This window comes from Pseudomonas veronii, from assembly GCF_002028325.1.
In the GTDB taxonomy this organism is placed as follows: domain Bacteria; phylum Pseudomonadota; class Gammaproteobacteria; order Pseudomonadales; family Pseudomonadaceae; genus Aquipseudomonas; species Aquipseudomonas veronii.
Map to the genome: position 1 here is coordinate 5,466,520 of NZ_CP018420.1, position 25,817 is coordinate 5,492,336.

The window sequence follows — 25,817 nt, forward strand, 5'->3', positions numbered from 1 at the left end:
ACTCCTAATGAACCCCAGTGTGTTAAGCAAATCATGTAGCGCCGCGTCAGTTCAGGTAAGGGGACCAGGATGGTTCTCTGACTTCGCCTTGTGCGGTAGGAAGCGGGAGCCTTACGCGTCCATTAATGGACACGAGCATCAAGACTCCCCGGCCCTGCTGGCGGGTGGCGTAGATTACCATGGTGCCGTTGGGCGCAACAGTGGCTGACTCATCTAGGTTGGTATCTGTAAGGATTTTTACGGTTCCGCGCTGCAAATCCTGGGCCGCAACCCGGAAATTAGTGAAACCATCCTGACGGTGAATCATCACCAACGTCTTTTCATCAGCCGAAAGCTTAGGGTTGGCGTTGTAGTTACCAATAAAGGTCACGCGTTCCGCGCCACCGCCACCCACGCTCGTTTTATAAATTTGAGGCTTGCCGCCACGGTCGGAGGTGAAATAGATGGTCGAACCATCTTTACCCCAGAACGGTTCGGTGTTGATACCAGGACCGCTGGTCACGCGGCTGATCTGGCGCGAAGCCATGTTCATCACGTAGATATCCGGGTTGCCGTCCTTGGACAGCACGAAAGCCAGGCGCGAACCATCCGGCGACCAGGCTGGCGCACCGTTGAGGCCTTCGAAATTGGTGATCTGCTCACGACGGCCAGTGTCGATGTGCTGGACGAAGATGCGCGGACGCTTCTGCTCGAAGGACACGTAGGCAATGCGCTTGCCGTCCGGCGCGAAGCGCGGCGACAGGATTGGCTCACGCGATTGCAGCAAGGTCACAGCGCGCGCGCCGTCATAGTCGGAACGCTGCAGCGTGTAGCGCGTGTTGTCTACGGAGAAACGCTCGGCCGTTACATACAGCAGACGTGTCGAGAAAGCCCCCTTGATACCGGTGAGCTTTTCAAACGACTGGTCCGAGATGTAGTGGGCCATGTCGCGCAGTTGTTCGGCGGTGCCCGATACGCTGCCGGTCAAGACCTGCTGCTCGGTCGCCACGTTGAACAAGGCGTACTGGATCTGCAGGCGACCGCCGGCCGGCACGATGCTGCCGACCATCAGGTACTGGGCACCCACGGCTTTCCAGTCGCGGAAGATGACTTCGCTGGCCTGGGTCGGCTGGCTGATCATGTTGCCTTTGGGAATCGGCGCGTAGTAACCGGAGTTGCGCAGGTCGTCGCTGACGATCTGAGCCATGTCGTCCGGCAACACGCTGCCGCCCTGCCAGCCGAACGGTACAACGGCGATCGGGGTGGCCCGATCGCTACCGCTGGTGACCAGGATGTTCTTTTCATCCGCCGCCGCTATCCCTGCCATACAGCAAATAACGACAAGCATTCCTCGAAGAAGGTTTCTCACAAGGCTAAATCCTCAGGTGTGAATGTCATCTTGAATGAACGATAGGGAGCGAAGTCGCTTGGTTTCATTCCCTGCATCTCGGTCAACCGGCCAATATTCTTGACCGCCGCGACCGCCGAACTGTCGAACGAACCGTCACCACTGGACTTGGCCACGCTGACCGAAGTCACCGTACCGTCCGGCAACATGCCGATCTGCAGCACTACTGTCATGCCTTTGCGTGCCGAAGGCGGACGTGTCCAGCCTTCTGCTGCCCGCGCCCGAATCAGGTCGTCGAAACTGCCCGCGACTTCATCGCCACGTTCATCGGCCAAGGCTTGCTGACGCTGCGGCGTGTCGGAGAGCAAATCTGCCAAGGCCTGGGCCTTTTTCTCTTCGGCGGATTTACGCGCTGCTTCCTGGGCCTTTTTCTTGGTGGCATCGGCGGCAGCTTTCTTCTTCGCGTCGTCGGCGATTTTCTTCTTCGCCTCGTCTGCTTCAGCTTTTTTCTTGGCGTCTTCAGCGGCTTTCTTCTTCGCGTCTTCGACTATCTTTTTCTTGGCGTCTTCAGCGGCCTTTTTCTTGGCCTCTTCTTCGGCAGCTTTTTTGGCTTCTTCTTCAGATTTCTTCTTGGCTATATCAGCCAATTGTTTCTCTTCGGCTTTTTTAGCTTCGGCAGCTTTCTCGGCTTTCTTGGCTTCATCAGCCTTTTTCGCCTCGTCAGCCTTCTTCGCTTCGTCAGCCTTTTTCGATTCCTCGGCCTTTTGAGCCGCCTCTTCTTTCTTTTGTTCCGCAGCAGCCTTCACTGCTTCCTGCTCGACCTTCTTCTGTTCCATCTGCTCGACTTCAGTCTGGCGCGCAGCCGACTTCTGGGCCTCACCCGCAATCTTCTGATTGGTCTGGGTAGTGGCCTGACTTTTCGATTTCAGCTGATACAGGGTCGCCTGCACGATCGGCTTGGCTGGCGGCAGGTCCGGGGTCATGGCAAAGCTGACGAACAGCATGCCAAACACCAGGACGTGCAGGGCAATTGCCCAGACGCTAGGCCAGAAGTAGCTTTCCGAGGCGGACGGCTCTCGCTGTTGGTGCATCAGGGCGCCTCGGTAATCAAGCCAACGTTACCGACGCCGGCCTTCTGCAGCCCGCCCATGGCGCCCATGACGGAACCGTAGTCGACCGACTTGTCGCCGCGGATGAACACCTGGGTGTGCTTGCCGCCTTCGTTGCCGGAGCGAATGATCTTGGTCACCGCATCGGTCATCGCCGGCAAGGTCAGGGCCTTGTCCTGTTGTTTCTGCGTATCGACTTCGCTGCCAAGGTTCCAGTAGTAGGTCTTGTCAGCCTTGATCGAAATCGTCAGCACCTGGGTGTTGTTGTCCTGGGGCAAGGCTTCGCTGGAAACCTTGGGCAGATCAACCTTCACACCCTGGTTGAGCATCGGCGCGGTCACCATGAAGATCACCAGCAGCACCAGCATCACGTCGATGTAAGGCACTACGTTCATCTCGGCGACCGGCTTGCGCTTGGTTCGTGCTCGAGTGATTAAAGCCATCGGGGAGTACCTGCTTATTCTTCGCTGGTGTGCACTTTACGGTGCAGGATCGCCTGGAATTCGTCGGCGAAGGTGTAGTAACGGCTGATCAGGGTCTCACCGCGCGCGGCGAAGCGGTTGTAGGCGATAACCGCCGGGATCGCAGCGAACAGGCCGATCGCGGTGGCGACCAGGGCTTCGGCGATACCCGGGGCCACGGTGGCCAGGGTCGCTTGCTGGGCCTGGGCCAGGCCGCGGAAGGAGTTCATGATCCCCCACACGGTACCGAACAGACCGATGTACGGGCTGACGGAACCCACGGTGGCGAGGAACGGCAGGCTCTGCTCCAGCTTCTCTTCTTCGCGGGAGATGGCCACGCGCATGGCACGGGCCACGCCTTCCATGACCGCTTCCGGATCGACGCCCGGCTGCTGGCGCAGGCGCGAGAACTCCTTGAAGCCGGCACGGAAGATTTGCTCGACACCCGAATCCGGGTCAGGGTTGCTACCGGCCTGGCGATACAGTTTGGACAGGTCGATACCCGACCAGAAGCGCTCTTCGAAGCTCTCCAGGGCACGTCGACCGGCACGCAGCAGGTTGCTGCGCTGAAAAATCATGACCCAGGATGTAACCGATGCGGCTAACAGGATCAGCATCACCAGTTGAACCACAACACTGGCATTACTGACCAGGCTCCACATGGAGGAATGGTCGACGACGGTAGGTTCCACGCTAAATCTCCTGCTTTGATTGTTTACCCGCGCCGCTCACGGCGGCAAAGGCCGCACGTAGAGTTTCGGGAATGGCCCGAGGTTTCAAACTATTGGGGCGCACACACGCCACCAGGAACTGCCCCTCACAGAGCAGCGTTGCATCCGCAGCCCGCCTGACCTGCTGTTTAAAGCGCAGGCTGACACGGTTCAATTCGATTACTTCAGCGCTGACCAGCAGCTCATCGTCCAATCGCGCCGGCGCGTAATAACGCGCCTCGCTGGAATGCACGACAAACAACAGGTCCTCCCCTGCCAGCTGGGATTGGGCAAAGCCCAGCTCCCGTAGCCGCTCGGTTCGAGCCCGCTCCATGAACTTGAGGTAATTGACGTAATACACGATGCCGCCAGCATCGGTGTCCTCGTAATAAACGCGACAGCGATGTGCGAACGACTGATCCCCGTTTTGCGCGCGCATACTCTAGTGCTTACTCCTCAGGTTGCCAATCCGGCTGGGCAACTGTTTTTTCATTCTATGAAACATTTCTAACGACTGAATGACGACGCCAGCCACTAGGACAGCACAAACCTTGAATAAATCGACCCGAGTGACCTTTTTAATCGTCCACTGCATCGAGGAATTCGTCTAGCACGGGCATCTCGCCCAATCGTGACGGAATGTTTAGCCCAAAGTGCAAATAGGCATGGCGGGTAACCACCCGGCCCCTTGGTGTACGCATGATGTAGCCCTGCTGGATCAGGTACGGCTCCAGCACGTCCTCAATGGTATGGCGCTCTTCACTGATGGCCGCTGCCAGGCTGTCCACGCCCACCGGGCCACCGTCGAATTTCTCGATCATGGTCAACAGTAGCCGCCGGTCCTGGTGATCGAAGCCGTGTTCATCCACGTCCAGCAGGTTCAACGCCAGGTCGGCCACGGCCTTGGTGATATGGCCCTTGGCTCGCACTTCGGCAAAATCGCGCACGCGTCGCAGCAAGCGGTTGGCGATCCGTGGCGTGCCCCGCGCCCGCCGGGCGATTTCAAACGCGCCTTCGGGGTCCAGGGGCAAGCCGAGAATGCCGGCCGAACGGCTGACGATGGTCGCCAGGTCTGCGGTGCTATAGAACTCTAGACGTTGGACGATGCCGAAACGGTCTCGCAACGGGTTGGTCAGCATGCCCGCGCGCGTGGTCGCGCCCACCAGGGTGAACGGCGGCAGGTCGAGCTTGATCGAGCGGGCCGCGGGGCCTTCACCGATCATGATGTCGAGCTGGAAGTCTTCCATCGCCGGGTACAGCACTTCCTCGACGATGGGCGACAGGCGGTGGATTTCGTCGATGAACAGCACGTCGTGCGGTTCGAGGTTGGTCAGCAGCGCCGCGAGGTCGCCCGGACGCTCCAGCACCGGGCCGGAGGTGGACTTGATCGACACCCCCATTTCCTGGGCGATGATGTTGGCCAGGGTGGTTTTACCCAACCCCGGCGGGCCGAAGATCAAGGTGTGGTCCAGGGATTCACTGCGCCCACGCGCAGCCTGGATGAACAACTCCATCTGCTCGCGCACGGTGGGCTGGCCGATGTAGTCGGCCAGGCTCAGGGGGCGGATGGCGCGGTCCTGGACTTCTTCACGGTCACGGGGGCCGGTGGCCGCGATCAGACGATCAGCTTCAATCACTTAAATCATTCCCTTCAGGGCTCGGCGGATCATGTCTTCGCTGCTCAGGTTCTTGTCCTTGATGGCCGACACCGCTTTACTGGCTTCCTGCGGCTTGTAGCCCAGGGAAATCAGCGCGCTGACCGCATCGCTTTCGGCACTGGCCACCTGGGCCGCCGGCTGGTTCGGCTGGTTCGGCACCAGGGCGAACATGCTCAGCACGACTTCCCAGGCTTTGAAACGGTCCTTGAGCTCCACCAGCAAGCGTTCGGCGGTTTTCTTGCCGACCCCCGGCACCTTGGTCAGCGCCGAGGTGTCCTGGGCCGACACCGCGCGTACCAGTTCATCCACTTCCAGGCTCGACATCAGCGCCAGGGCCAGCTTCGGCCCCACACCGTTGAGGCGAATCAATTCGCGGAAGAAGTCCCGGTCACGCTTGCCAATGAAGCCATAGAGCAGTTGTGCATCTTCGCGCACCACAAGGTGAGTATGCAGGGTCAATGGCTCGCCAACCGACGGAAGGCGATACAGGGTGGTCATGGGCACTTCCAGCTCATACCCCAGCCCGTTGACATCCAGAATCAGGTGCGGCGGCTGTTTCTCAGCCAGGGTGCCGCGCAAGCGTCCAATCACGGTTCAGATCCTTAAAGCTTGGGGGTCAGATCGAGGCCTGACCGCAAATAACGATTGCGCCGATGCTATCAGAGACGCAGCCGCCCGCCACGACTACGTGCCGCCCCCAGGCCGTGAGGCAGCAGGCTGGAACGGGTATGCGCGTGGCAAATGGCGATGGCCAGGGCGTCGGAGGCGTCGATCTGCGGCTTGGAGGTGAGTTTGAGCATGTGCATGACCATCATCTGCACCTGCTCTTTATTGGCCGCGCCGGTGCCGACCACGGCCTGCTTGACCTGGGTGGCGGTGTACTCGGCAATTTCCATGGCCTCCTCGGCACCGGCGACGATGGCGGCGCCACGGGCCTGGCCGAGCTTGAGAGCCGAGTCGGCGTTTTTGGCCATGAACACCTTTTCGATCCCCATGGTCACCGGCTTGTAGGTCTGGATCACTTCACGCACGCCGCGATAGACGATCTGCAGGCGCTCGGCCAACTCGCCCGCGCCGGTGCGGATGCAGCCCGAGGCGACATACACGCAGCCGCGCGGGGTGTGTTGCACCACACCAAAACCGGTGATGCGTGAACCGGGGTCGATACCTAGAATTAAAGTCATAACGCCTGCAGGTCGGGTAAACACAATTTTTGATACAGGTAAAATCCAATGTGGGAGGGGGCTTGCTCCCGATTACGGTGATTCAGTCTATTCATAAATGACTGACACACCGTAATCGGGAGCAAGCCCCCTCTCACATTTAGATCCACATCGCCCGTCAGCCTAGCTGCTCGGCGACCGACTCTGGAATATCAGCATTCGAGTAGACGTTCTGCACGTCATCCAGGTCCTCGAGCATATCCAGCATCTTCAGCACTTTCTGCGCGCCGTCCAGGTCCAGTTCGGCGCTGGTGGTCGGCAGCATCACGATTTCTGCGTCGGTGCCTTTGAAACCAGCGGTTTCCAGCGCGTTACGCACCGCATAGAACCCGGCGAACGAGGTGAACACATCGATCGAGCCGTCTTCATTGGTCACCACGTCGTCGGCATCCGCGTCCATCGCGGCTTCCATCAACGCGTCTTCATCCACGCCCGGCGCGAAGGAAATCTGGCCCTTGCGCTCGAACAGGTAGGCCACCGAGCCATCCGTGCCGAGGTTGCCACCGCACTTGCTGAACGCATGACGCACCGCCGCGGCAGTACGGTTGCGGTTATCGGTCATGCACTCGACCATCACCGCCACGCCGCCCGGGCCGTAGCCTTCGTAGGTCAGCTCGACCATGTCGTCGGTATCGGCCGCACCGGCGCCACGGGCCACGGCGCGGTCGATGATGTCGCGACTCATGTTGGCGCCGAGGGCCTTGTCCAGCGCCAGGCGCAGACGCGGGTTGGAGCCCGGGTCACCGCCGCCTTGGCGGGCGGCGACGGTCAGTTCGCGAATCCACTTGGTGAAGATCTTGCCTTTCTTGGCATCCTGACGCTCTTTGCGGTGCTTGATGTTCGCCCACTTGGAATGGCCAGCCATAACACAACTCCGAAATTCTCTAGAAACCTTATCAACCCCGCCCCAGGCGGGATACAACCCTTGTAACGCAAAGGCGCATCCGAAGATGCGCCTTTTTGACTGCGTAAAACCTTATCGCGCTTTCACGCAGCGGCCTTACTCAGCCTTTGGCGCCTCGCGCAGGCGGATATGCAGCTCGCGCAGTGCCTTGGCATCCACGACACCTGGCGCCTGGGTCATGACGTCCGCAGCGCTCTGGGTTTTCGGGAAGGCGATCACTTCACGGATCGACTGGGCGCCGGTCATCAGCATCACCAGACGGTCCAGGCCGAAGGCCAGGCCGCCGTGGGGCGGTGCGCCGTACTTCAGGGCGTCGAGCAGGAAGCCGAATTTCTCTTCCTGTTCGGCTTCGTTGATGCCCAGCAGACGGAATACCGCTTGCTGCATTTCCTTGCGGTGGATACGGATCGAACCGCCACCCAGCTCAGTGCCGTTCAAGACCATGTCGTAGGCCCGGGACAGAGCGCCCGCCGGGTTGGCTTCGAGCTCTTCCGGCGAGCACTTCGGCGCGGTGAACGGGTGGTGCAAGGCGCTGAAGCTGCCGTCGTCGTTCTCTTCGAACATCGGGAAGTCGACGACCCACATCGGTGCCCACTTGCAGGTCAGCAGGTTCAGGTCGTGGCCCAGCTTGATCCGCAGCGCGCCCAGGGCTTCGCTGACGATCTTGGCCTTGTCGGCGCCGAAGAACACGATGTCACCGTCGACTGCGCCCACGCGATCGAGGATCACATTGAGGTTGGTTTCCGGGATGTTTTTCACGATCGGCGACTGCAGGCCATCAACGCCCTTGGCACGCTCGTTGACTTTGATGTACGCCAGGCCCTTGGCACCGTAGATGCCGACGAACTTGGTGTAGTCGTCGATCTGCTTGCGCGGCATGCTCGCGCCGCCAGGCACGCGCAGGGCGGCGATGCGGCATTTCGGGTCGTTGGCCGGGCCGCTGAACACCTTGAAGTCGACGTCCTTGAGTTGGTCGGCCACGTCCACCAGTTCCAGCGGGATACGCAGGTCAGGCTTGTCGGAACCGTAGCGGCGCATGGCTTCTTCGAAGGTCATGTGCGGGAATTCGCCGAATTCCAGGTCCAGCACTTCCTTGAACAGGTTGCGGATCATTTGTTCGGTGATGCCCATGATCTCTTTTTCATCGAGGAAGCTGGTCTCGATGTCGATCTGGGTGAATTCAGGCTGGCGATCGGCGCGCAGGTCTTCGTCACGGAAGCACTTGGCGATCTGGTAGTAACGGTCGAAGCCGGCCACCATCAGCAGTTGCTTGAACAGCTGCGGCGATTGCGGCAGGGCGAAGAAACTGCCGGCGTGGGTACGGCTCGGCACCAGATAGTCACGCGCGCCTTCCGGGGTGGCACGGGTGAGGATCGGCGTTTCAACGTCGAGGAAGCCGTTTTCATCGAGGAAGCGACGGATGCTGGTGGTCATGCGCGAGCGCAGACGCAGCTTCTCGGCCATTTCCGGGCGACGCAGGTCCAGGAAGCGATAACGCAGGCGGGTTTCTTCGCCAACATCGGAATATTCGTTCAGTGGGAACGGCGGGGTTTCCGACTCGTTCAGCACTTCCAGCTCGTAGCCCAGCACTTCGATCGCGCCGGACGCCATGTTCGGGTTCACCGCACCGGCCGGACGCAGGCGCACCTTGCCGGTGATCTTCACTACGTATTCGCTGCGCACGCGGTCGGCGGCGGCGAAGCTCTCGGCGCGGTCCGGGTCGAACACCACCTGGGCCAGACCATCACGATCACGGATATCGAGGAAGATCACCCCGCCGTGGTCGCGGCGACGGTGAACCCATCCGCAAAGGGTGATTTCCTGACCTTCCAGGGTCTCGTTCAGTTGGCCGCAATAATGGCTGCGCATCATGGTAGTGGTTTCACTTCTCGTAATTCGAAATTCGGTGGCAGGCTTGGCCTCAGTCACCGTACATAAGTCAGGGGACGGATAATGCAGGAGCCTGCGCGTAGAGTTCAACTCAGTCTGCTTTGTCGCCGCCCGCCAGATTCTTCTTCGAGCCGGTCTTGAAGTCGGTCTCGTACCAGCCGCTGCCGCTCAGGCGGAAGCCCGGCATGGACAACATCTTTTTAAGCTCAGGCGCCTTGCAAGCTGGGCAATCGACCAGCGGCGCGTCGCTGATCTTCTGGATGGCTTCCAACTGATGACCACAGGAAGCGCATTGATAGTCGTACATGGGCATGGAGATGTCTCGGCGATCAGATCGTTACTGTGCCGCGCCGGCCTCCGGATAGAGGCCACTGCGCAGAAAGCGCCTGCAGCGGCAAAGCGCGGGATTATATCTGGTAAATCGAGGCAGCGCAGCCGGCTTTCTGCCCGAGGCCCGGCCCGCCTGAACGCCGGGCCAGCCCCGGAACCCCCGGATTACTCGGGATTGGACAGGCAAGCGCGGCCTTTCAATACGTGAACCACGCAGACCACCCTGACCAGCCCGCTGAAGTTCTTCACGCCGCCATAGCGCAAATGCACTTCCCGATCGACATAAGACAACAGCGCACTGACTGAACAGGCATTGAGCCTGGCTATTTCCGTGAGGATATTCCAGTAGATCTGTTCCAGCCGCAGGCAAGTGGAAAACCCATTGAGCCTTACCGATCGGGACAACGGCCGCGCCAGCCCCATATCGAACCCTTTGACAAAGGGGTCGACGTTTATCTTATGAAAACCACAGGTCTCCATCACTCTACTACCCACTCCACGCGACATACACCTGACACTCCATTGCCAAACAGCAGTCCATGGGCTTCTCCCATTGGACGGTGGGCCTATCAAACAGCAGGACGACGGGGGGCAGCCAGAAGACGGGGAGTTGATAGTCGTAGGACAACGCCAGGAAGCACGGAGAAACAAGCGGGCGGCGCCAGGGCGGCGCCGCCCGAGGTCGGTGTTTACTTGTTTTCGAGTAGGGAACGCAGCATCCACGCAGTTTTTTCGTGAACGTGCATACGCTGGGTCAACAGGTCGGCCGTCGGTTCGTCGCTGACCTTATCGAGCAGCGGAAAAATACCTCGCGCGGTACGCGTAACCGCCTCCTGGCCCGCCACCAGTTGCTTGATCATCTCTTCAGCGCTGGGCACGCCCTCTTCTTCCTTGATCGAAGAAAGACGCGCATAGATCGAATAGGCACCCGGCGCCGGGAAGCCCAGGGCACGAATGCGCTCGGCAATCAGGTCCACCGCCAGCGCCAGCTCGTTGTACTGCTCTTCGAACATCAAGTGCAGCGTGCGGAACATGGGGCCCGTGACGTTCCAGTGGAAATTGTGGGTCTTCAGGTACAGTACATAGGTATCGGAAAGCAGGCGCGAAAGCCCGTCGACGATGGATTTGCGATCTTCTTCACTGATACCGATATCGATTGCCATGTTTATCCCCTTCAATTGAACAGCATTCATTGATCAGGTGCCGGATCACTCTAGCAAGAGTACCCACTGTGTGCAGCCCGACGCACCGAGGCGACGTGCGGCAAATCGCCCTGCGCGGCCTCGCTGGCCCGCGACGGTGAAGGCTTTAGGCGCGACAGAAAATTTCCCCGACAGCAGGCAAAACGCCTGCAACTGTCTAGGACAAGCGTTTGACGCAGAAATGCCCCGCCCCTTGCAACGCCCGGAAATGCTTGATTTGAGTAGGCACAGCCTTTGCTGTTAAATAGGCAGCGTGTCGCTGCCGTTATTTTCTTCGGCCAGCGCATAGGCTGATACCCGCGCACGTGCCCAACGCCTCCCATTGTTCAGAAGCGAACCGTGCCAGTCAGCTCTTCCTTGTGATCCGTCTTAACGTGAGTTAATCAAAATGTTGAAAATCGTCCACCTGCTAACGGGCGTTGCAGCTTTGCTGCTGTCCTTTATCCCGAGCCTGCAGCCTGAAAGCCTGCCCTACCTGCAACAACATGACGCTCTGTACCTGGCCTTGTTCGGCCTTCTTAACCTGACGCTGGCGCCAGTGATCCCTTACTGGAACAAAGGCACGCGTCATCAACTGCAAAACCTGGTCAGCGCGCTGCTGGTGCTGACTGTTGTCGTACAAACCCTCACCCTCCTGGCACCCATGCCTGAAGTCGGCGGCCACCCGGCCATCCTGCTCAGCCTGGTGATTGCGCTGGTCGCCATCGTTCTTCACCTGGCCATCAGCTTCTACCGTTCGTCCCCTGCGGCCGCGTCGCAAAACTACGACATGACCAATCGGGATACCGGGACCGTCAAGTGGTTCAACACGTCCAAGGGCTTCGGCTTTATTTCCCGCGATTCGGGCGACGATATCTTCGTCCACTTCCGGGCCATCCGTGGCGAAGGCCATCGCGTCCTGGTCGAAGGCCAGCGTGTGGAATTCTCCGTCATGAACCGCGACAAAGGCCTGCAAGCCGAAGATGTGATCGCCGCGTTGCCGCGTCGCTGATTCCAAGCCAGGCAAAAAAAACCGCGATCCGGCACAAGCTGGATCGCGGTTTTTTATTGCGCGGCTATTAATAGTGAGGCGGCGGCGCTTCTTCTTCGGACGACTCGAACTGGCCGCCCATTTCTTCCTGGCGCTTGAGCAGCGCGGTCATCTGCAGTTGCAGGCGTTCGACCGCCCGCTGCTGGGTGACCAGGATGTCGTTGAGGGTTTCGATGGTGTCGTCCTGAAAGGCCAGGCGGCTTTCCAGGTCGGTCACGCGGTCTTGCAGATCCATGGTTCAGTCCTGGCTAAAGATGAAGTCGGCAGGTAACAGCTCGCGCAACCGTGCACGGATCGCTGCCACCTGTTCTTCAGTATACGGCCGGGCCGGATGCTTGCCCCAGACCGGCGCAGGCCAGGCCATGTCATCGCGCTTGCGCACGATCACATGCACATGCAACTGGCTGACAACGTTCCCCAGCGCGCCGATGTTCATCTTGTCGGCGCCGAAACCTTCACTCAGCAATTGCGCAAGGGTTGTCGTTTCATTCCACAGTTTTTGTTGATCTATGACAGACAATTGAAAAACTTCGCTGATACCGTTTATGCGCGGTACCAGAATAAACCAAGGGTAATTCGAGTCATTGGACAGCAGCAGGCGGCACAACGGGAAGTCCCCGATGGTCAGTGTGTCTTGTTGCAGGCGTTGATCTAAGGCGAACACCGCGGGCACTCCGTTCGGCAGGTCAGATTCTGGCGCCCAGCATACCTTCGAACGCCGACGGCTTCACTTCGAATACAGACGCCAACGCGCATCCCGATAAAAAACCTGCCCCTTTTCGAGGCAGGCGAATAATTGAGCTACGCTGAATCGGGACTCATCGGAGTGCACCAAAATGACCCACTCATGCCTCAAAGAGATCCGCCAAGTACCCACCCATGAGGGTGAACCGGTAACGTTTCGCGCAGGTACAGGATTCATGCACCACCGAATCAATGGAATGCATGGCCGTCAAGGACAAACTGAACGGCTTGAGAGGCCCGTGTTTATGCGGTTTTTACACTGCAGTGAGGCTTTTCACGAAAAAATGACATTCAGTTACCGGTTTGGGCGCGCTTGTTGCATTCACACCCACATCGTCGGCAACGGCACCCTTCGGGAAGCGGGTGTTTCGCGATAAGAACACTAGCGAGTCAATGCGTATCAAGGATGCATTCAAACTTAGAAAAGGGTTTGAAAACAGCATTGAAGTTGTCAGTTCGGTAACATTCGGACTGTGAATTTGCGACATGGACCTAGCAATTCACGACAGCCTCGTAAAGAAGCTGAAAGGAAAGATGGGTAAGTATCGTCATTAGAGTCAGCGTGATATAACTTTACGCGGACACAAAAAAAGAAAGAGCCGCCCAGATAAAAATACAGGTGGGACGGCAGTACTCTTCCTAAAACCAAAGGAGCAAATCACGATGCGCGTGATGAAGTGGAGCATGATCGCCCTGGCTGTTTCAGCAGGCACCTCGCAGTTCGCAATGGCGTCTGCCCAAGACGATGCCAAGGGCTTCGTTGAAGACAGCACTTTCAGTATCAATACCCGTGCGCTGTATTTCAGCCGCGACAAACGCAACAATGACTCCGGCCAAAGCCGCAGCGAAGAAACCGGTCTTGGTTTCAACGGTCTGTACCAATCGGGCTTCACCCAAGGCACCATCGGTGTCGGCGTCGACGCCATCGGCCTGCTGGGCCTCAAGCTCGATAGCGGCAAGGGCCGTGCTGGCACTGGTCTGTTCCCAACAGGTTCGGATGGTCGTTCGCAAGACGACTACTCCAAAGGCGGCGCCGCAGTTAAATTCCGCGTCTCCAATACCGTGCTGAAAGCCGGCGATCAATACACCACAGCGCCTGTATTCGCCTCTGATGACAGCCGCTTGCTGCCTGAGTTGCCGCAAGGTATCTCGATCACCAGCAACGAGATCAAAGACCTGAAGCTTGAAGCCGGTCACTTCACCTCGATCGTCGCCCAAGACCATACCTACAAGGACAGTATCTCCAGCTCCGAGCCGATTACCGGCCGTGGCCTGCGTGATGCCAACTTCCTGGGCGGTGTTTACGCCTGGACCCCAGAGTTCACTACCAGCCTCTACTACTCGAAAGTAGAAGACTACTGGAAGAAACTTTACGCCAACGTGAACTGGACCCACGCGCTGAGCGCCGATCAGTCCCTGGCCGTAGACTTCAACATCTACAGCACCAAAAGCGACGGCGCCGGTCTGCAACGCGCAGAAAAAGACAACACCACCAAGCTGGATAACCGTGCCTACAGCCTGCAAGGCGCTTACACCTACCAGGCTCACACCTTTACCCTCGCTTACCAGAAAGTTAGCGGTGACGGTGACTACGGTTACGGCGTAGACGGCGGCGGCACGGTTTTCCTGGCCAACTCCATCGCCCGTTCCGACTTCAACGCTGAAGACGAGAAATCCTGGCAAGCTCGCTACGACCTGAACATGGCCACCTTCGGCGTGCCAGGCCTGAGCTTCATGACTCGTTACGTCAACGGTAGCGGCGCCAACACTGGCACCACGTCGAACGGCAAAGAGTGGGAACGCGACATCGAAGCCAAATACGTGATCCAGAGCGGCCCAGCGAAAGACCTGAGCCTGCGTATACGCCAAGCGACTTATCGCTCGTCTGACGGCGTGTACTACGGTTCGGCGTCGCTCGACGAACTGCGTCTGATCGCGCAATACCCGCTGAACATCTTGTAATTGCCCGTTCGATTACAACGATGACTTAAGGCTTCGGCCTTAAATTAAAAGCCGCTCCCCTGCATGCAAGGGAGCGGCTTTTTTATTGCAATATTATTTCAGCAGTAAAATAACTAGCAAGCTAACTAACGACAGTATCGTTCCCGCACTTAACGTGACCTATCAGCCAAGTTAAGTGCAAATGCCTTTCATTACTTCGCCGCTGTTTCCTGCATCACCCGAATAACCCGCTGCGGAAATGGAATATCGATCCCCGCCGCTTTCAAGCGATCACGTGCCAGTTCATTGAACATGAACATCACGTCCCAATAATCCGCCGTCTTGGTCCAGCACCGCAAAGACACCGTGATCGAACTGTCGCCCAAGGTCGAAACCACGGCCACTGCCGCCGGATCAGCCAATACACGCGGGTCTTTTGCCAGCTCCAGCAACACTTCGCGGGCTTTCTGCAGGTCGGCCTCGTAGTCCACCCCCACATCAAACACCACCTTGCGGGTAGGCTGACGGTTGGTGTTGGTGATGATGCCGTTGGAGAGGATGCCGTTCGGCACGATCACGGTCTTGTTGTCGCCGGTGCGCAGCACGGTGTGGAAGATCTGGATGCTGTCGACGGTACCAGACGTACCTTGGGCTTCGATCCAGTCGCCGATACGGAACGGGCGGAACAACAGAATCAGCACGCCACCAGCAAAGTTAGCCAGGCTGCCCTGCAAGGCCAGGCCGATGGCCAGGGTCGCGGCACCGATGGCGGCGACGAACGAGGTGGTTTCCACGCCGATCATCGAGGCCACGCTGACGATCAGCATGACCTTCTGCACGATGTTCGCCAGGCTGGTGATGAAGTGCTGCAGCGCCAGGTCCGCGTTACGGATGGCCAGCAAACGCCCCACTCTGTGGGTCAGGCGGTTGATCAGCCACCAGCCGATGGCCAGGGTAATCACGGCCAGCAATACCCGGCTGCCGTATTCCATGATCATCGGGATCCACGACTGGGAGGTCTTGATCAGGTGATCCACTTCAGCGTTCAAATCCATCTACATTCTCCTGTTTGCCGGATGTACGGCGTTTTTTGTGCCCACTAACGCAATTGAGCCCCGAAGGGCTCAATGGCAGGCGCAGGTTCTGGGGCGTGGGACGTCAAAAACGGCCGCAGGTTCCCCAAAGTGCCATCAGTCGCGGAAGTTATTGAACTGCAGCGGCATCTCGAAGGTCTTGGCGCGCAGGGCAGCGATGGCCTCTTGCAGGTCGTCACGTTTCTTGCCGGTGACGCGCACCTGCTCACCCTGGATGGCGGCCTGGACTTTCAGCTTGGCGTCCTTGATATGCGCCACGATCTTCTTCGCCAGTTCCTTGTCGATGCCTTCCTTGAGGACGGCTTCCTGCTTCATCAGCTTGCCGGACGCGTAGGCGTCCTTGACTTCAAGGCACTGCACGTCGATCTTGCGCTTGACCAGGGCGAGCTTGAGGATCTCGATCATCGCTTCCAGCTGGAAATCGGCTTCAGCGGTCAGGTTGACGGTCAGTTCCTTTTCCTTGAATTCGAAACTGCCCTTGCCTTTCAAGTCATAGCGACGGTCCAGTTCCTTGACGGCGTTCTCGACGGCGTTGGTGACTTCGTGTTTGTCCAGTTCGGATACCACGTCGAACGAAGGCATGTCATTTCTCCAATATAAGGGGCGGGCTCAGTAGAGATGGAGCGCGCCCAAGCTAAAATGCCGGGGCATTATAGCGGTTCTTTCGCCCCATTCGCTGTGAGCGACCCTACGGAGCACAAACTGATGTCGACCACCTGGCATATTCTCGGCGCCGGCAGCCTCGGCACGCTGTGGGCCACCCGCCTGGCCCGCGCCGGCCTGCCGGTGAAGCTGATCCTGCGCGATGCGGCACGCCTGGCCAGCTATCAGGCGGCCGACGGGCTGACCCTGGTGGAGCACGGCGTAGCGCACACTTACCCGGTACTCGCCGAAACGCCTGACAGCCCCGAGCCGATCCATCGCCTGCTGGTGGCGTGCAAAGCCTACGACGCTCAAAGCGCCGTCGCACACCTGCAATCGCGCCTCGCGCCCGGCGTCGAATTGATCCTGCTGCAAAACGGCCTGGGCAGCCAGGACGCCGTCGCCGCGCAATATCCCCAGGCCCGCTGCATTTTTGCCTCCAGCACCGAAGGCGCGTTTCGCGACGGCGATTGGCGCGTGGTGTTTGCCGGCCACGGCTACACCTGGCTGGGGGACGCCAGTCACCCCACGGCCCCGGTGTGGCTGGACGACTTGCGCGCCGCCGGCATCCCTCACGAATGGAGCAGCGACATTCTTACGCGCCTGTGGCGCAAGCTCGCACTCAATTGCGCCATCAACCCGCTGACCGTGCTGTACCAATGCCGCAATGGCGGCCTGCAAGCCCATCAGTGCGAAGTCGCAACCTTGTGCGCCGAACTCACCGAGCTGCTGCAATGCTGCGGCCAACCGGCAGCGGCGCAGGACCTGCAGACGGAAGTGGAACGGGTGATCCAGGCCACGGCGGCCAATTACTCTTCGATGTACCAGGACGTGGCCAGCGCGCGGCGCACCGAAATCAGCTACCTGCTGGGCTACGCCTGCCAGGCCGCCGCTCGGCATCGGCTGACGCTGCCGCATCTGCAACAGGTGTACACGCGCCTCGTCGACCAGCTGGTTGCACGCGGATTGCCCCGCGACTGAGGCACGCGCTACCCTGCCCACTCGTCTATTACCTGTGAAACCCCTGATGCCACTGCGCCAGCGTCTTGAAAACCTACCGGTAGGGCAGAAACTGCTGGCCGCCCTGCTGGTGTTGCTGACCACTGTGTTACTGGTGGCCAACCTGACTTTTATCAGCGCCGCTTACTGGATCTCCCAGGAGAGCATGGCGCCCCAGGCGCTGCAGGCGATTGGCCGGCTGGTGTCCAACCCGGCGCTTGCCGCCGAAGCCCTTGAGTCTCCGGCCAAGGCCGACGCCCTGCTCAATGAGCTGACCAGCTATTCGCCGCTGCGCGCAGCCGCGTTGTACGACGCCGAGGGCAACCGCCTGGCACAGATGCAACACGGCGACCGCCTGCACCTGCCGGGCAACTACCGGGATATCGAAGCCTGGCGCCTCACCGAGTTTCGCAGTAACCAAGTCATCACCCTGCCCCGCCCCGGCCAGCCTTCCGGGCATTTGTTGCTGGTGGCCAGCAGTGAGCTACCGGTGGCGTTCTATACCGGCACGCTGACGGCGAGCCTGGGCATCCTGATTTTCAGCGTGCTGCTGTGGCTGGTCATCGCCCGGCAGATCAAACGCCTGATCACCCGGCCGATCCATGAGCTGGAAGAGCTGTCGCGCCAGGTCACCCGCGAAGAGAACTACGCCCTGCGCGCCGGCCGTGGCAACCATGACGAAATCGGCAGCCTGGCCGAAGCCTTCAACACCATGCTGTCGCGCATCGAGGCCCGCGAGCAGCAGCTCAAGCGCGCGCGCGATGAGTCCCAGGCGGCCTACGACCAGGCACAGGGCCTGGCCGAAGAAACCCGCCACACCAACCGCAAACTGGAGCTGGAAGTCCAGGTGCGCAGCAAGATCGAGAAAAAACTCACCGGTTTCCAGAACTATCTCAACAGCATCATCGACTCGATGCCCTCGGCGCTGATCGCCCTGGATGAACAGCTCTATGTCACCCAGTGGAACCAGGAAGCCACCGCACTTTCCGGCACACGCCTGGATGAAGCGCTGAACCAGCCGATCTACCTCGCTTTCCAGCCGCTCAAACCCTACCTGCCGCAGATCAAGGCCACGGTCGAGCAACACACGGTGGAGCGCATCGAGCGTGTCACCTGGGTCAAGGACGATGAATCCAAGCATTACGCCCTGACGTTCTATCCGCTGATGGGCGGCGCCGGGCGCGGTGTGGTGATCCGGATCGATGACATCACCCAGCGCCTGTCCCTGGAAGAAATGATGGTGCAGTCGGAGAAGATGCTCTCCGTCGGCGGCCTTGCTGCGGGTATGGCGCATGAAATCAACAACCCGCTGGGGGCGATCCTGCATAACGTGCAGAACATCCGCCGCCGGCTGTCCCCCGACCTGCCCAAGAACCTGGAACACGCCGAACAAGTGGGCATCGAACTGCAGACGGTCAACCGCTACCTGCAAAGCCGCGAAGTCCCACAATTGCTCGACGGTATCCAGCAGGCCGGCGCGCGGGCGGCGAAAATCGTCACCCACATGCTCAGTTTCAGCCGGCGCAGCAATCGGCAGATGGCGCCGTGTGATTTGCCGGCGCTGATCGACCAGGCGGTGGAAATCGCCGGCAACGACTTTGACCTGGCGATCGGCTTCGACTTCAAGGGCCAGGCGATCATCCGCCAGTTCGACCCGCAGCTCGGCCCGGTGCCCGGCACCGCCAACGAGTTGGAACAGGTGCTGCTCAACCTGCTGAAAAACGCGGCGCAGGCCATTCACCAGCGCGAAGACGACCGCGAGCCGGGGCGCATCATCCTGCGCACCCGCCTCAACCCGCCCTGGGCGGAGATCCAGGTCGAAGACAACGGCATCGGCATGAGCGAGAACGTGCGCAAACGCACCTTCGAGCCATTCTTCACCACCAAGGAAATCGGCCAGGGCACCGGGCTGGGGTTGTCGGTGTCGTACTTCATCATCACCAATAACCACAAAGGGCAGATGGAAGTGCATTCCACCCTGGGCCAAGGCACCTGCTTCACGTTGCGCCTGCCCCTGGCCGGCAGCCAATTGTCCCCCGCTGAACTTACCCAACTGGAGCACTGATCATGGGCTTTCGCCTGTCGAAGATTTACACCCGTACCGGCGACCAGGGTGAAACCGGGCTCGGCGACGGTCGCCGCGTGCCCAAGGACCACCCGCGGGTGGAAGCCATCGGCGAAGTCGACACGTTGAACAGTCAGCTGGGCTTGCTGCTGGCCGGCCTTGAAGAGCAAAGCGGCAAGCATCCGCATCTGAAGGATGTGATCGAAGTGCTGACGCCTTGCCAGCATCGTCTGTTCGACCTCGGCGGCGAGCTGGCGATGCCGGTGTACAAAGCGCTGAACGCGGCAGAGGTGAATCGGCTGGAGGCAGCGATTGATCGCTGGAACGAAGAGGTCGGGGCGCTGGAGAACTTCATCTTGCCCGGTGGCTCAGCGCTGATCGCCCAGGCCCACGTGTGCCGCAGCGCAGCACGCAGTGCCGAGCGCCGCTGTCAGCACCTGAATGCGGTTGAACCGTTGGAGGGGGTGGCTTTGGCGTATATCAACCGGCTGTCGGATTTGCTGTTTGTGGCGGCGCGGGTAATTGCCAAGCGCCAGGGTGTGGCGGAGATTTTGTGGCAGGCGGCGGCCAAACCCCACTGATTATCAGGTGTCTGGTCTGGCGCCATCGCGGGCAAGCCCACTCCCACATTTGGATTTGTGAACACCTTCCAATGTGGGAGTGGGCTTGCCCGCGATGAGGCCAACAAACGCTAGATCAATTTTGCGGCCAGAACGCCCGAATCCCTGCCACACCTTGAGCGCCGGCATCCCATGCCTGCTCGCGCTCAGCAGGCCCAACGCCACCCAACAGATACACCGGCTTGCTGAACCCGCGGATCAGCTCTGCCGCCTGCTCCCAACCCAACGGTTGGGCATCGGGATGGGTCTGGGTCGGCTGCACCGGCGACAGCGTGACAAAATCCACGTCCATCAATTCCGCCAGCGCCAGTTCCTCGGCGTTATGGCAAGACGCCGCCAACCAGCGATCCTTCGGCAGCGGTCGGCCCTTGCTTGCGTATTTGCGCAACTGCGCCGAGGTCATGTGCCAACCGGCCGCGGGAAAATCCCCCAGCCATTCGAACGGGCCCTTGAGCATCAGTTGCGCCTTGCCGGCACACAGGCCCACGGCGTCTACCGCCAGGTCACGGTACTTGGGGTCGTAACCGTTAGGGGCGCGCAGTTGCACCAGCTTGATGCCGCCCGCGATGGCTTTCTGGATACCGCGCAACAGCGGCGCGGTTTCCAGCTCGCCCGGTGTGATCAGGTAGTCGCCGGGCAACCGTGCGGCGGCAACGATCGGCGCATTGGCCGCCGGGAACTCATAGTTGAGCAGGTCACGCGCCGCGACCCATTCCAGGGGTTGACCTTCGGCGCCGTGTGGCTCGCCGGTAAAGGCCGAGACTTCCCAGACATCCAGCAACACCTGCTTATCCGGGTAGTCATGCTGCACCTTGATCAACGGTCGCGCCGTGGTGACCTGGATGCCCAGCTCTTCCTGCAACTCGCGGGACAGCGCCGTGGCGACCGACTCGTCGGCCTCCACCTTGCCGCCGGGAAACTCCCAGAGGCCGCCCTGATGCTGGGTATCGGCGCGGCGCGCCAGCAGGATTCTGCCGTCGACGCCGCGGATCACCGCTGCTGCTACATGCACTCGTTTCACCGCGTTTATCCTCCGGGCTTCAGGTACGGTATTCCGCGTTGATCTTCACGTACTCGTGGGACAGGTCCGTGGTCCAGATGGTTTCGCTGCACTCGCCGCGACCCAGCTCGATGCGGATGGTGATTTCTTCCTGCTGCATCACCGCCGAACCCTGGGCTTCGGTGTAGCTCTCGGCGCGGGCGCCACGGCTGGCGATGCACACGTCACCGAGGAACACGTCGATCTTGCTCACGTCCAGGTCCGGCACGCCGGCACGGCCGACGGCGGCGAGGATACGGCCCCAGTTCGGGTCGGAGGCGAACAACGCGGTCTTGATCAGCGGCGAGTGCGCCACGGTGTAACCGACATCCAGGCATTCCTGGTGGTTGCCGCCGCCGTTGACTTCAACCGTGACGAACTTGGTGGCACCCTCGCCGTCACGCACGATGGCCTGGGCCACATCCATGCACACTTCGAACACCGCTTGCTTCAACGCGGCGAACAGCGGGCCGCTGGTGGAGGTGATTTCGGGCAGGTTGGCCTGGCCGGTAGCGATCAGCATGCAGCAATCGTTGGTGGAGGTGTCGCCGTCGATGGTGATGCGGTTGAACGACTTGTTGGCGCCGTCCAGCATCAAGCGCTGCAGCACGTCGCGGGAGACTTTGGCGTCGGTGGCGATGTAGCCAAGCATGGTGGCCATGTTCGGGCGGATCATGCCCGCGCCCTTGCTGATGCCAGTGACGGTGATGGTCACGCCGTCATGCACAAACTGACGGCTCGCGCCCTTGGGCAAGGTGTCGGTGGTCATGATGCCGGTGGCGGCGGCCGCCCAGTTATCCACAGACAGGTCATCCAGCGCGGCTTGCAGGGCGCCTTCGATTTTTTCCACCGGCAGCGGCTCACCGATCACTCCAGTGGAGTACGGCAGCACCTGGCTGGCGTCGACGCCGGCCAGTTGTGCCAGTTTGGCGCAGGTCCGCGCGGCGGCGACCAGGCCAGGCTCGCCGGTGCCGGCGTTGGCGTTGCCGGTGTTGGTCAGCAGGTAACGAATCGGACCGGCCACGCGCTGCTTGGCCAGGATAACCGGCGCGGCGCAGAAGGCGTTGAGGGTGAACACACCGGCGACGGTCGAGCCTTCAGCACAGCGCATCACCACGACATCCTTGCGCCCCGGGCGTTTGATGCCGGCCGAAGCGATACCGAGTTCAAAACCGGCAACCGGGTGCAATGTGGGCAAAGGACCAAGACCAACAGCCATGAATGCGCTCCTTAAAAATAGATGATGTCTGTGCCGTCGCGTTCGACGGTGGGAATTAATGGCAAAACGCCGCGACGGCTGATGCCGGTCGCGGCGCGGGGTGTTGCAGCGTCAGGCGAAAATCTTAGTTGATTTCGCCGTGGCAGTGTTTGAACTTCTTGCCCGAACCGCACCAGCACAGCTCGTTACGGCCCAGCTTCTGCTCGTTGCGCACCGGCGTCTGAGCCAGGGCCACATCGACCTCTTCGCCCAAGACCTCAGGCGCTTCAAGACCTGGCGCTTCCTCATGCTGGAACTGCATGCGCGCCGCCAGTGCCTCGGCTTCCTCACGCAGGCGCGCTTCTTCCTCGACCGGGTCTTCGCGACGCACCTGGACGTGGGACAGCACGCGAATCGAATCGCGCTTGATCGAATCCAGCAGTTCGGAGAACAGCGTGAACGACTCGCGCTTGTACTCCTGCTTCGGGTTCTTCTGGGCGTAGCCACGCAAGTGGATACCGTGACGCAGGTGATCCATGGTCGACAGGTGGTCTTTCCACAGGTCGTCCAGCACGCGCAGTACGATTTGTTTCTCGAAGGTGCGCAGCGCTTCGGCACTCGCCTGCTCTTCTTTCTCGTTGTACGCGGCCAGCAGCTCGGTCATCAGCTTCTCGCGCAGGGTTTCTTCGTACAGGTGATCGTCTTCGTCCAGCCACTGCTGAACCGGCAAGTCGACACCGAAGTCGCTCTTCAACGCGGCTTCCAGGCCGGCAACATCCCACTGCTCTGGCAGGGACTGTGGCGGAATGTGTGCGCTGACGGTGGCGTTGAGCACGTCCTGACGGAAATCGGCGATGGTCTCGCCAATGTTGTCGGCGGCCAGCAACGTGTTACGCATGTGATAGATCACTTTACGCTGTTCGTTGTTGACGTCATCGAACTCGAGCAGTTGCTTACGAATGTCGAAGTTGCGGCCTTCGACCTTGCGCTGGGCCTTCTCGATGGCGTTGGTCACCATGCGGTGCTCGATCGCTTCACCGGACTGCATGCCCAGGGCTTTCATGAAGTTCTTCACCCGATCCGAGGCGAAGATACGCATCAGGCTGTCTTCCAGGGACAGGTAGAAACGGCTGGAACCGGCGTCACCCTGACGACCGGCACGACCACGCAGCTGGTTGTCGATACGGCGCGATTCGTGACGCTCGGACGCAATCACCTGCAGGCCGCCGGACTCCAGCACCGCCTGGTGGCGTTTCTGCCAGTCGGCTTTGATCTGGGCGATCTGCTCGGGAGTCGGGTTGTCCAGGGAAGCCACTTCCACTTCCCAGTTGCCGCCCAACAGGATGTCGGTACCACGACCGGCCATGTTGGTAGCGATGGTCAGTGCGCCGGGGCGACCGGCCTGGGCGATGATCTCGGCTTCTTTTTCGTGGAACTTGGCGTTGAGGACCTTGTGCTCGATGCCTTCCTTGTTGAGCAGGTTGGACACGTGCTCAGACGTTTCGATCGTCGCGGTACCCACCAGGATCGGACGCCCCTGGGCCATGCCGTCCTTGATGTCGTTGATGATCGCCGCGTATTTCTCTTCGGCGGTCAGGAACACCAGGTCGTTGAAGTCTTTACGCGCCAGCGGCTTGTTCGGCGGGATGACCACAACCGACAGACCGTAGATCTGGTGGAATTCGAACGCTTCGGTGTCGGCCGTACCGGTCATGCCGGACAGTTTGTTGTACAGACGGAAGTAGTTCTGGAAGGTGGTGGAAGCCAACGTCTGGCTTTCGGCCTGGATGTTGAGCACTTCCTTGGCCTCGATGGCCTGGTGCAGGCCCTCGGACAGACGACGACCCGGCATGGTACGCCCGGTGTGTTCGTCAACCAGGACGACCTGGCCGTCCTGGACGATGTATTCGACGTTGCGATGGAACAGCTTGTGCGCGCGCAGGCCGGCATACACGTGGGTCAGCAGGCCCAGGTTGTGGGCCGAATACAGGCTTTCGCCTTCGGCCAGCAGGCCGATCTGGGTCAGCATGTCTTCGACGAACTGGTGACCGGCTTCGTTGAGTTCGACCTGACGGGTCTTCTCGTCGATGGTGAAGTGACCTTCTTTGGTCACCACGCCTTCCACTTCCTCGATGTGCTGCTCCAGGCGTGGGATCAACTTGTTGATCTCGGTGTACAGGCGCGAGCTGTCTTCGGCCTGGCCGGAGATGATCAGCGGGGTACGGGCTTCGTCGATGAGGATGGAGTCGACTTCGTCGATCACGGCAAAGTTGAGTTCGCGCTGGAATTTTTCTTCCATGCTGAACGCCATGTTGTCGCGCAGGTAGTCGAAACCGAATTCGTTGTTGGTGCCGTAGGTGATGTCGGCAGCATAGGCCGCACGCTTCTCTTCCGGCGGCTGGAACGGCGTCACGACGCCGACGGTCAGGCCGAGGAATTCATACAGCGGGCGCATCCAGTTGGCGTCACGGCGGGCCAGGTAGTCGTTCACCGTCACAACGTGCACGCCCTTGCCGGACAGCGCGTTGAGGTAAACACCCAGGGTCGCCACCAGGGTCTTGCCTTCACCGGTACGCATTTCGGCAATCATGCCTTCATGCAAGGTCATGCCGCCGATCAGCTGGACGTCGAAGTGGCGCATGCCCATGACACGCTTACCGGCTTCACGGGCGACCGCGAAGGCTTCGGGAAGCAACTTGTCGAGGGTTTCACCTTTGGCTATGCGGGCCTTGAACTCTTCGGTCTTGGCGCGCAATTGCTCGTCCGAAAGGGCAACCATCTGCTCTTCGAAGGCATTGACCAGCTGCACCGTCTTGAGCATGCGTTTGACTTCGCGCTCATTCTTGCTTCCAAAAAGTTTCTTTAACAAAGGCGCAAACATATCGGCAGGTTCTTCCACACATAGGGATGGAGGGCGCACCGTGAGTGGCCCGAGCGGCCCTCACGGGCGCATGCGAACGCGCATTCTACCCGGAATCGTGGGTGAGGAAAGTGGCGTTGTTCCCCAATGCAGGCATGAGCCCGTGAGAGGGCTCATTTAAAATAAGGGCTTTTACCGGAACTTCAACCCATGGAGTGCATTGATTTCGCAGATAAAGCCCCGCCAATGCATTGCCTGGGGGTCCACAGGCGCTTTCTGCTAAGATGGCGGCTCTGTTACTTAAGGTGTCTGATCATGGCGTTTCGCCCTCTTACAGCCCGCGCGCCCAGCGTGTTGCTTCGCGAAGCCAAGCCGTTGAAAGCCATCTTCAGCCATGCGCAACGCCTGGGCCACCTGCAACGCCTGGTTGAAAGCCAATTGCAACCGGCAGCGCGGGAACATTGCCATGTCGCCTCGTGGCGCGAGGGCAACCTGCTGCTTATTGTCACAGACGGCCATTGGGCGACACGCTTGCGCTATCAGCAAAAACGCTTGCAGCGACAATTGATGGCGTTTGACGAGTTTGCCAGCCTGACGCGTATCCAATTCAAGGTGCAACCGCCGACCGTTCCGCAAGGCGCGGCGGGGCACACCATGGATTTATCGGCGAATGCGGCCGAAACCATTCAGGCAACGGCCGACGGCATCAGCGATCCGGGTTTACGCGCGGCGCTGGAACGCCTCGCCGCGCACGCCAAGCCCAAAGCCTGA

At 60.0% G+C, this 25,817-nt stretch carries 26 protein-coding genes; 6 read left to right on the forward strand and 20 right to left on the reverse strand.

Annotation, left to right across the window (positions count from 1 at the left end):
* Positions 1 to 46: 46 nt before the first annotated feature.
* The 13 genes from tolB to PverR02_RS25055 all read right to left on the reverse strand — a co-directional run bounded on the left by tolB (position 47) and on the right by PverR02_RS25055 (position 10,775).
* The gene (gene tolB / locus PverR02_RS24995) at positions 47 to 1,327 is read right to left on the reverse strand and encodes a Tol-Pal system beta propeller repeat protein TolB (protein ID WP_046382256.1); all 1,281 of its coding nucleotides are present in this window, start codon (positions 1,325 to 1,327) and stop codon (positions 47 to 49) included.
* 17 nt (positions 1,328 to 1,344) lie between these two features.
* On the reverse strand, positions 1,345 to 2,418 hold the full coding sequence (tolA, locus tag PverR02_RS25000) for a cell envelope integrity protein TolA (RefSeq protein WP_017847130.1): 1,074 nt from the start codon (positions 2,416 to 2,418) through the stop codon (positions 1,345 to 1,347).
* Positions 2,418 to 2,870 carry a protein TolR gene (gene tolR / locus PverR02_RS25005; RefSeq protein WP_160384999.1) on the reverse strand — a complete coding sequence of 151 codons (453 nt, stop codon included), beginning with the start codon at positions 2,868 to 2,870 and terminating at the stop codon, positions 2,418 to 2,420. The genes tolA and tolR overlap by 1 nt, the downstream gene beginning before the upstream one ends.
* A gap of 23 nt (positions 2,871 to 2,893) precedes the next feature.
* Positions 2,894 to 3,589 (reverse strand): protein TolQ, encoded by a 696-nt coding sequence (tolQ, locus tag PverR02_RS25010; protein WP_017847129.1) that lies wholly within the window; start codon positions 3,587 to 3,589, stop codon positions 2,894 to 2,896.
* A gap of 1 nt (position 3,590) precedes the next feature.
* Positions 3,591 to 4,046 (reverse strand): tol-pal system-associated acyl-CoA thioesterase, encoded by a 456-nt coding sequence (gene ybgC, locus PverR02_RS25015; protein ID WP_046382255.1) that lies wholly within the window; start codon positions 4,044 to 4,046, stop codon positions 3,591 to 3,593.
* Positions 4,047 to 4,185: 139 nt separating this feature from the next.
* The gene (ruvB, locus tag PverR02_RS25020; protein ID WP_017847127.1) at positions 4,186 to 5,244 is read right to left on the reverse strand and encodes a Holliday junction branch migration DNA helicase RuvB; all 1,059 of its coding nucleotides are present in this window, start codon (positions 5,242 to 5,244) and stop codon (positions 4,186 to 4,188) included.
* Complete coding sequence (gene ruvA, locus PverR02_RS25025) at positions 5,245 to 5,856, reverse strand: Holliday junction branch migration protein RuvA (protein WP_079444590.1); 612 nt, start codon at positions 5,854 to 5,856, stop codon at positions 5,245 to 5,247.
* A gap of 68 nt (positions 5,857 to 5,924) precedes the next feature.
* Positions 5,925 to 6,449 (reverse strand): crossover junction endodeoxyribonuclease RuvC, encoded by a 525-nt coding sequence (gene ruvC / locus PverR02_RS25030; protein WP_017847125.1) that lies wholly within the window; start codon positions 6,447 to 6,449, stop codon positions 5,925 to 5,927.
* Between the two features lie 157 nt (positions 6,450 to 6,606).
* Positions 6,607 to 7,353: a YebC/PmpR family DNA-binding transcriptional regulator gene (locus tag PverR02_RS25035; RefSeq protein ID WP_046490070.1), complete on the reverse strand. Its 747-nt coding sequence runs from the start codon at positions 7,351 to 7,353 to the stop codon at positions 6,607 to 6,609.
* 135 nt (positions 7,354 to 7,488) lie between these two features.
* Entirely contained in the window at positions 7,489 to 9,264 is a 1,776-nt protein-coding gene (gene aspS, locus PverR02_RS25040; RefSeq protein WP_079444591.1) for an aspartate--tRNA ligase, read from the reverse strand.
* Positions 9,265 to 9,373: 109 nt separating this feature from the next.
* Positions 9,374 to 9,595, reverse strand: coding sequence for an FmdB family zinc ribbon protein (locus PverR02_RS25045; RefSeq protein ID WP_026140049.1), 222 nt, complete (start codon positions 9,593 to 9,595; stop codon positions 9,374 to 9,376).
* 182 nt (positions 9,596 to 9,777) lie between these two features.
* Positions 9,778 to 10,119, reverse strand: coding sequence for a ribbon-helix-helix domain-containing protein (locus PverR02_RS25050; protein ID WP_017847121.1), 342 nt, complete (start codon positions 10,117 to 10,119; stop codon positions 9,778 to 9,780).
* Positions 10,120 to 10,301: 182 nt separating this feature from the next.
* Positions 10,302 to 10,775 carry a Dps family protein gene (locus PverR02_RS25055; RefSeq protein WP_046382254.1) on the reverse strand — a complete coding sequence of 158 codons (474 nt, stop codon included), beginning with the start codon at positions 10,773 to 10,775 and terminating at the stop codon, positions 10,302 to 10,304.
* Positions 10,776 to 11,202: 427 nt separating this feature from the next.
* Here PverR02_RS25055 and PverR02_RS32960 point away from each other — a divergent pair, with 427 nt between their 5' ends.
* Complete coding sequence (locus PverR02_RS32960; protein ID WP_010566142.1) at positions 11,203 to 11,805, forward strand: cold-shock protein; 603 nt, start codon at positions 11,203 to 11,205, stop codon at positions 11,803 to 11,805.
* 67 nt (positions 11,806 to 11,872) lie between these two features.
* Here PverR02_RS32960 and PverR02_RS25065 read toward each other — a convergent pair whose 3' ends face one another.
* Together PverR02_RS25065 and PverR02_RS25070 are read right to left on the reverse strand one after the other, a co-directional pair.
* Positions 11,873 to 12,079: a SlyX family protein gene (locus PverR02_RS25065; RefSeq protein ID WP_017847119.1), complete on the reverse strand. Its 207-nt coding sequence runs from the start codon at positions 12,077 to 12,079 to the stop codon at positions 11,873 to 11,875.
* A 3-nt stretch (positions 12,080 to 12,082) separates the two neighbouring features.
* Complete coding sequence (locus tag PverR02_RS25070; protein ID WP_017847118.1) at positions 12,083 to 12,508, reverse strand: HIT domain-containing protein; 426 nt, start codon at positions 12,506 to 12,508, stop codon at positions 12,083 to 12,085.
* 743 nt (positions 12,509 to 13,251) lie between these two features.
* Between PverR02_RS25070 and PverR02_RS25075 the strand changes: the two genes are divergently transcribed.
* Entirely contained in the window at positions 13,252 to 14,550 is a 1,299-nt protein-coding gene (locus tag PverR02_RS25075) for an OprD family porin (RefSeq protein ID WP_079444592.1), read from the forward strand.
* A 191-nt stretch (positions 14,551 to 14,741) separates the two neighbouring features.
* On the opposite strand, the gene PverR02_RS25080 is transcribed toward PverR02_RS25075, so the two are convergent.
* Together PverR02_RS25080 and PverR02_RS25085 are read right to left on the reverse strand one after the other, a co-directional pair.
* Positions 14,742 to 15,584 carry a mechanosensitive ion channel family protein gene (locus PverR02_RS25080; protein WP_079444593.1) on the reverse strand — a complete coding sequence of 281 codons (843 nt, stop codon included), beginning with the start codon at positions 15,582 to 15,584 and terminating at the stop codon, positions 14,742 to 14,744.
* A gap of 135 nt (positions 15,585 to 15,719) precedes the next feature.
* The gene (locus PverR02_RS25085; RefSeq protein ID WP_017847115.1) at positions 15,720 to 16,205 is read right to left on the reverse strand and encodes a YajQ family cyclic di-GMP-binding protein; all 486 of its coding nucleotides are present in this window, start codon (positions 16,203 to 16,205) and stop codon (positions 15,720 to 15,722) included.
* A gap of 123 nt (positions 16,206 to 16,328) precedes the next feature.
* On the opposite strand from PverR02_RS25085, the gene PverR02_RS25090 reads away from it, so the two are divergent.
* From PverR02_RS25090 to PverR02_RS25100, 3 genes are read left to right on the forward strand one after another with little or no spacing between them, the layout of a single operon-like run.
* Complete coding sequence (locus tag PverR02_RS25090) at positions 16,329 to 17,246, forward strand: putative 2-dehydropantoate 2-reductase (RefSeq protein ID WP_017847114.1); 918 nt, start codon at positions 16,329 to 16,331, stop codon at positions 17,244 to 17,246.
* 46 nt (positions 17,247 to 17,292) lie between these two features.
* On the forward strand, positions 17,293 to 19,329 hold the full coding sequence (locus PverR02_RS25095; RefSeq protein WP_026140048.1) for a sensor histidine kinase: 2,037 nt from the start codon (positions 17,293 to 17,295) through the stop codon (positions 19,327 to 19,329).
* Positions 19,330 to 19,331: 2 nt separating this feature from the next.
* Entirely contained in the window at positions 19,332 to 19,910 is a 579-nt protein-coding gene (locus PverR02_RS25100; protein WP_017847112.1) for a cob(I)yrinic acid a,c-diamide adenosyltransferase, read from the forward strand.
* A 115-nt stretch (positions 19,911 to 20,025) separates the two neighbouring features.
* Here PverR02_RS25100 and PverR02_RS25105 read toward each other — a convergent pair whose 3' ends face one another.
* The 3 genes from PverR02_RS25105 to secA all read right to left on the reverse strand — a co-directional run bounded on the left by PverR02_RS25105 (position 20,026) and on the right by secA (position 25,067).
* Positions 20,026 to 20,970, reverse strand: a complete 945-nt coding sequence (locus PverR02_RS25105) for a Nudix family hydrolase (RefSeq protein WP_079444594.1) — start codon at positions 20,968 to 20,970, stop codon at positions 20,026 to 20,028.
* Between the two features lie 19 nt (positions 20,971 to 20,989).
* Positions 20,990 to 22,207 (reverse strand): bifunctional glutamate N-acetyltransferase/amino-acid acetyltransferase ArgJ, encoded by a 1,218-nt coding sequence (gene argJ / locus PverR02_RS25110; RefSeq protein WP_026140046.1) that lies wholly within the window; start codon positions 22,205 to 22,207, stop codon positions 20,990 to 20,992.
* 124 nt (positions 22,208 to 22,331) lie between these two features.
* Positions 22,332 to 25,067, reverse strand: coding sequence for a preprotein translocase subunit SecA (gene secA / locus PverR02_RS25115; RefSeq protein WP_017847109.1), 2,736 nt, complete (start codon positions 25,065 to 25,067; stop codon positions 22,332 to 22,334).
* A 294-nt stretch (positions 25,068 to 25,361) separates the two neighbouring features.
* On the opposite strand from secA, the gene PverR02_RS25120 reads away from it, so the two are divergent.
* Entirely contained in the window at positions 25,362 to 25,817 is a 456-nt protein-coding gene (locus PverR02_RS25120; RefSeq protein WP_017847108.1) for a DUF721 domain-containing protein, read from the forward strand.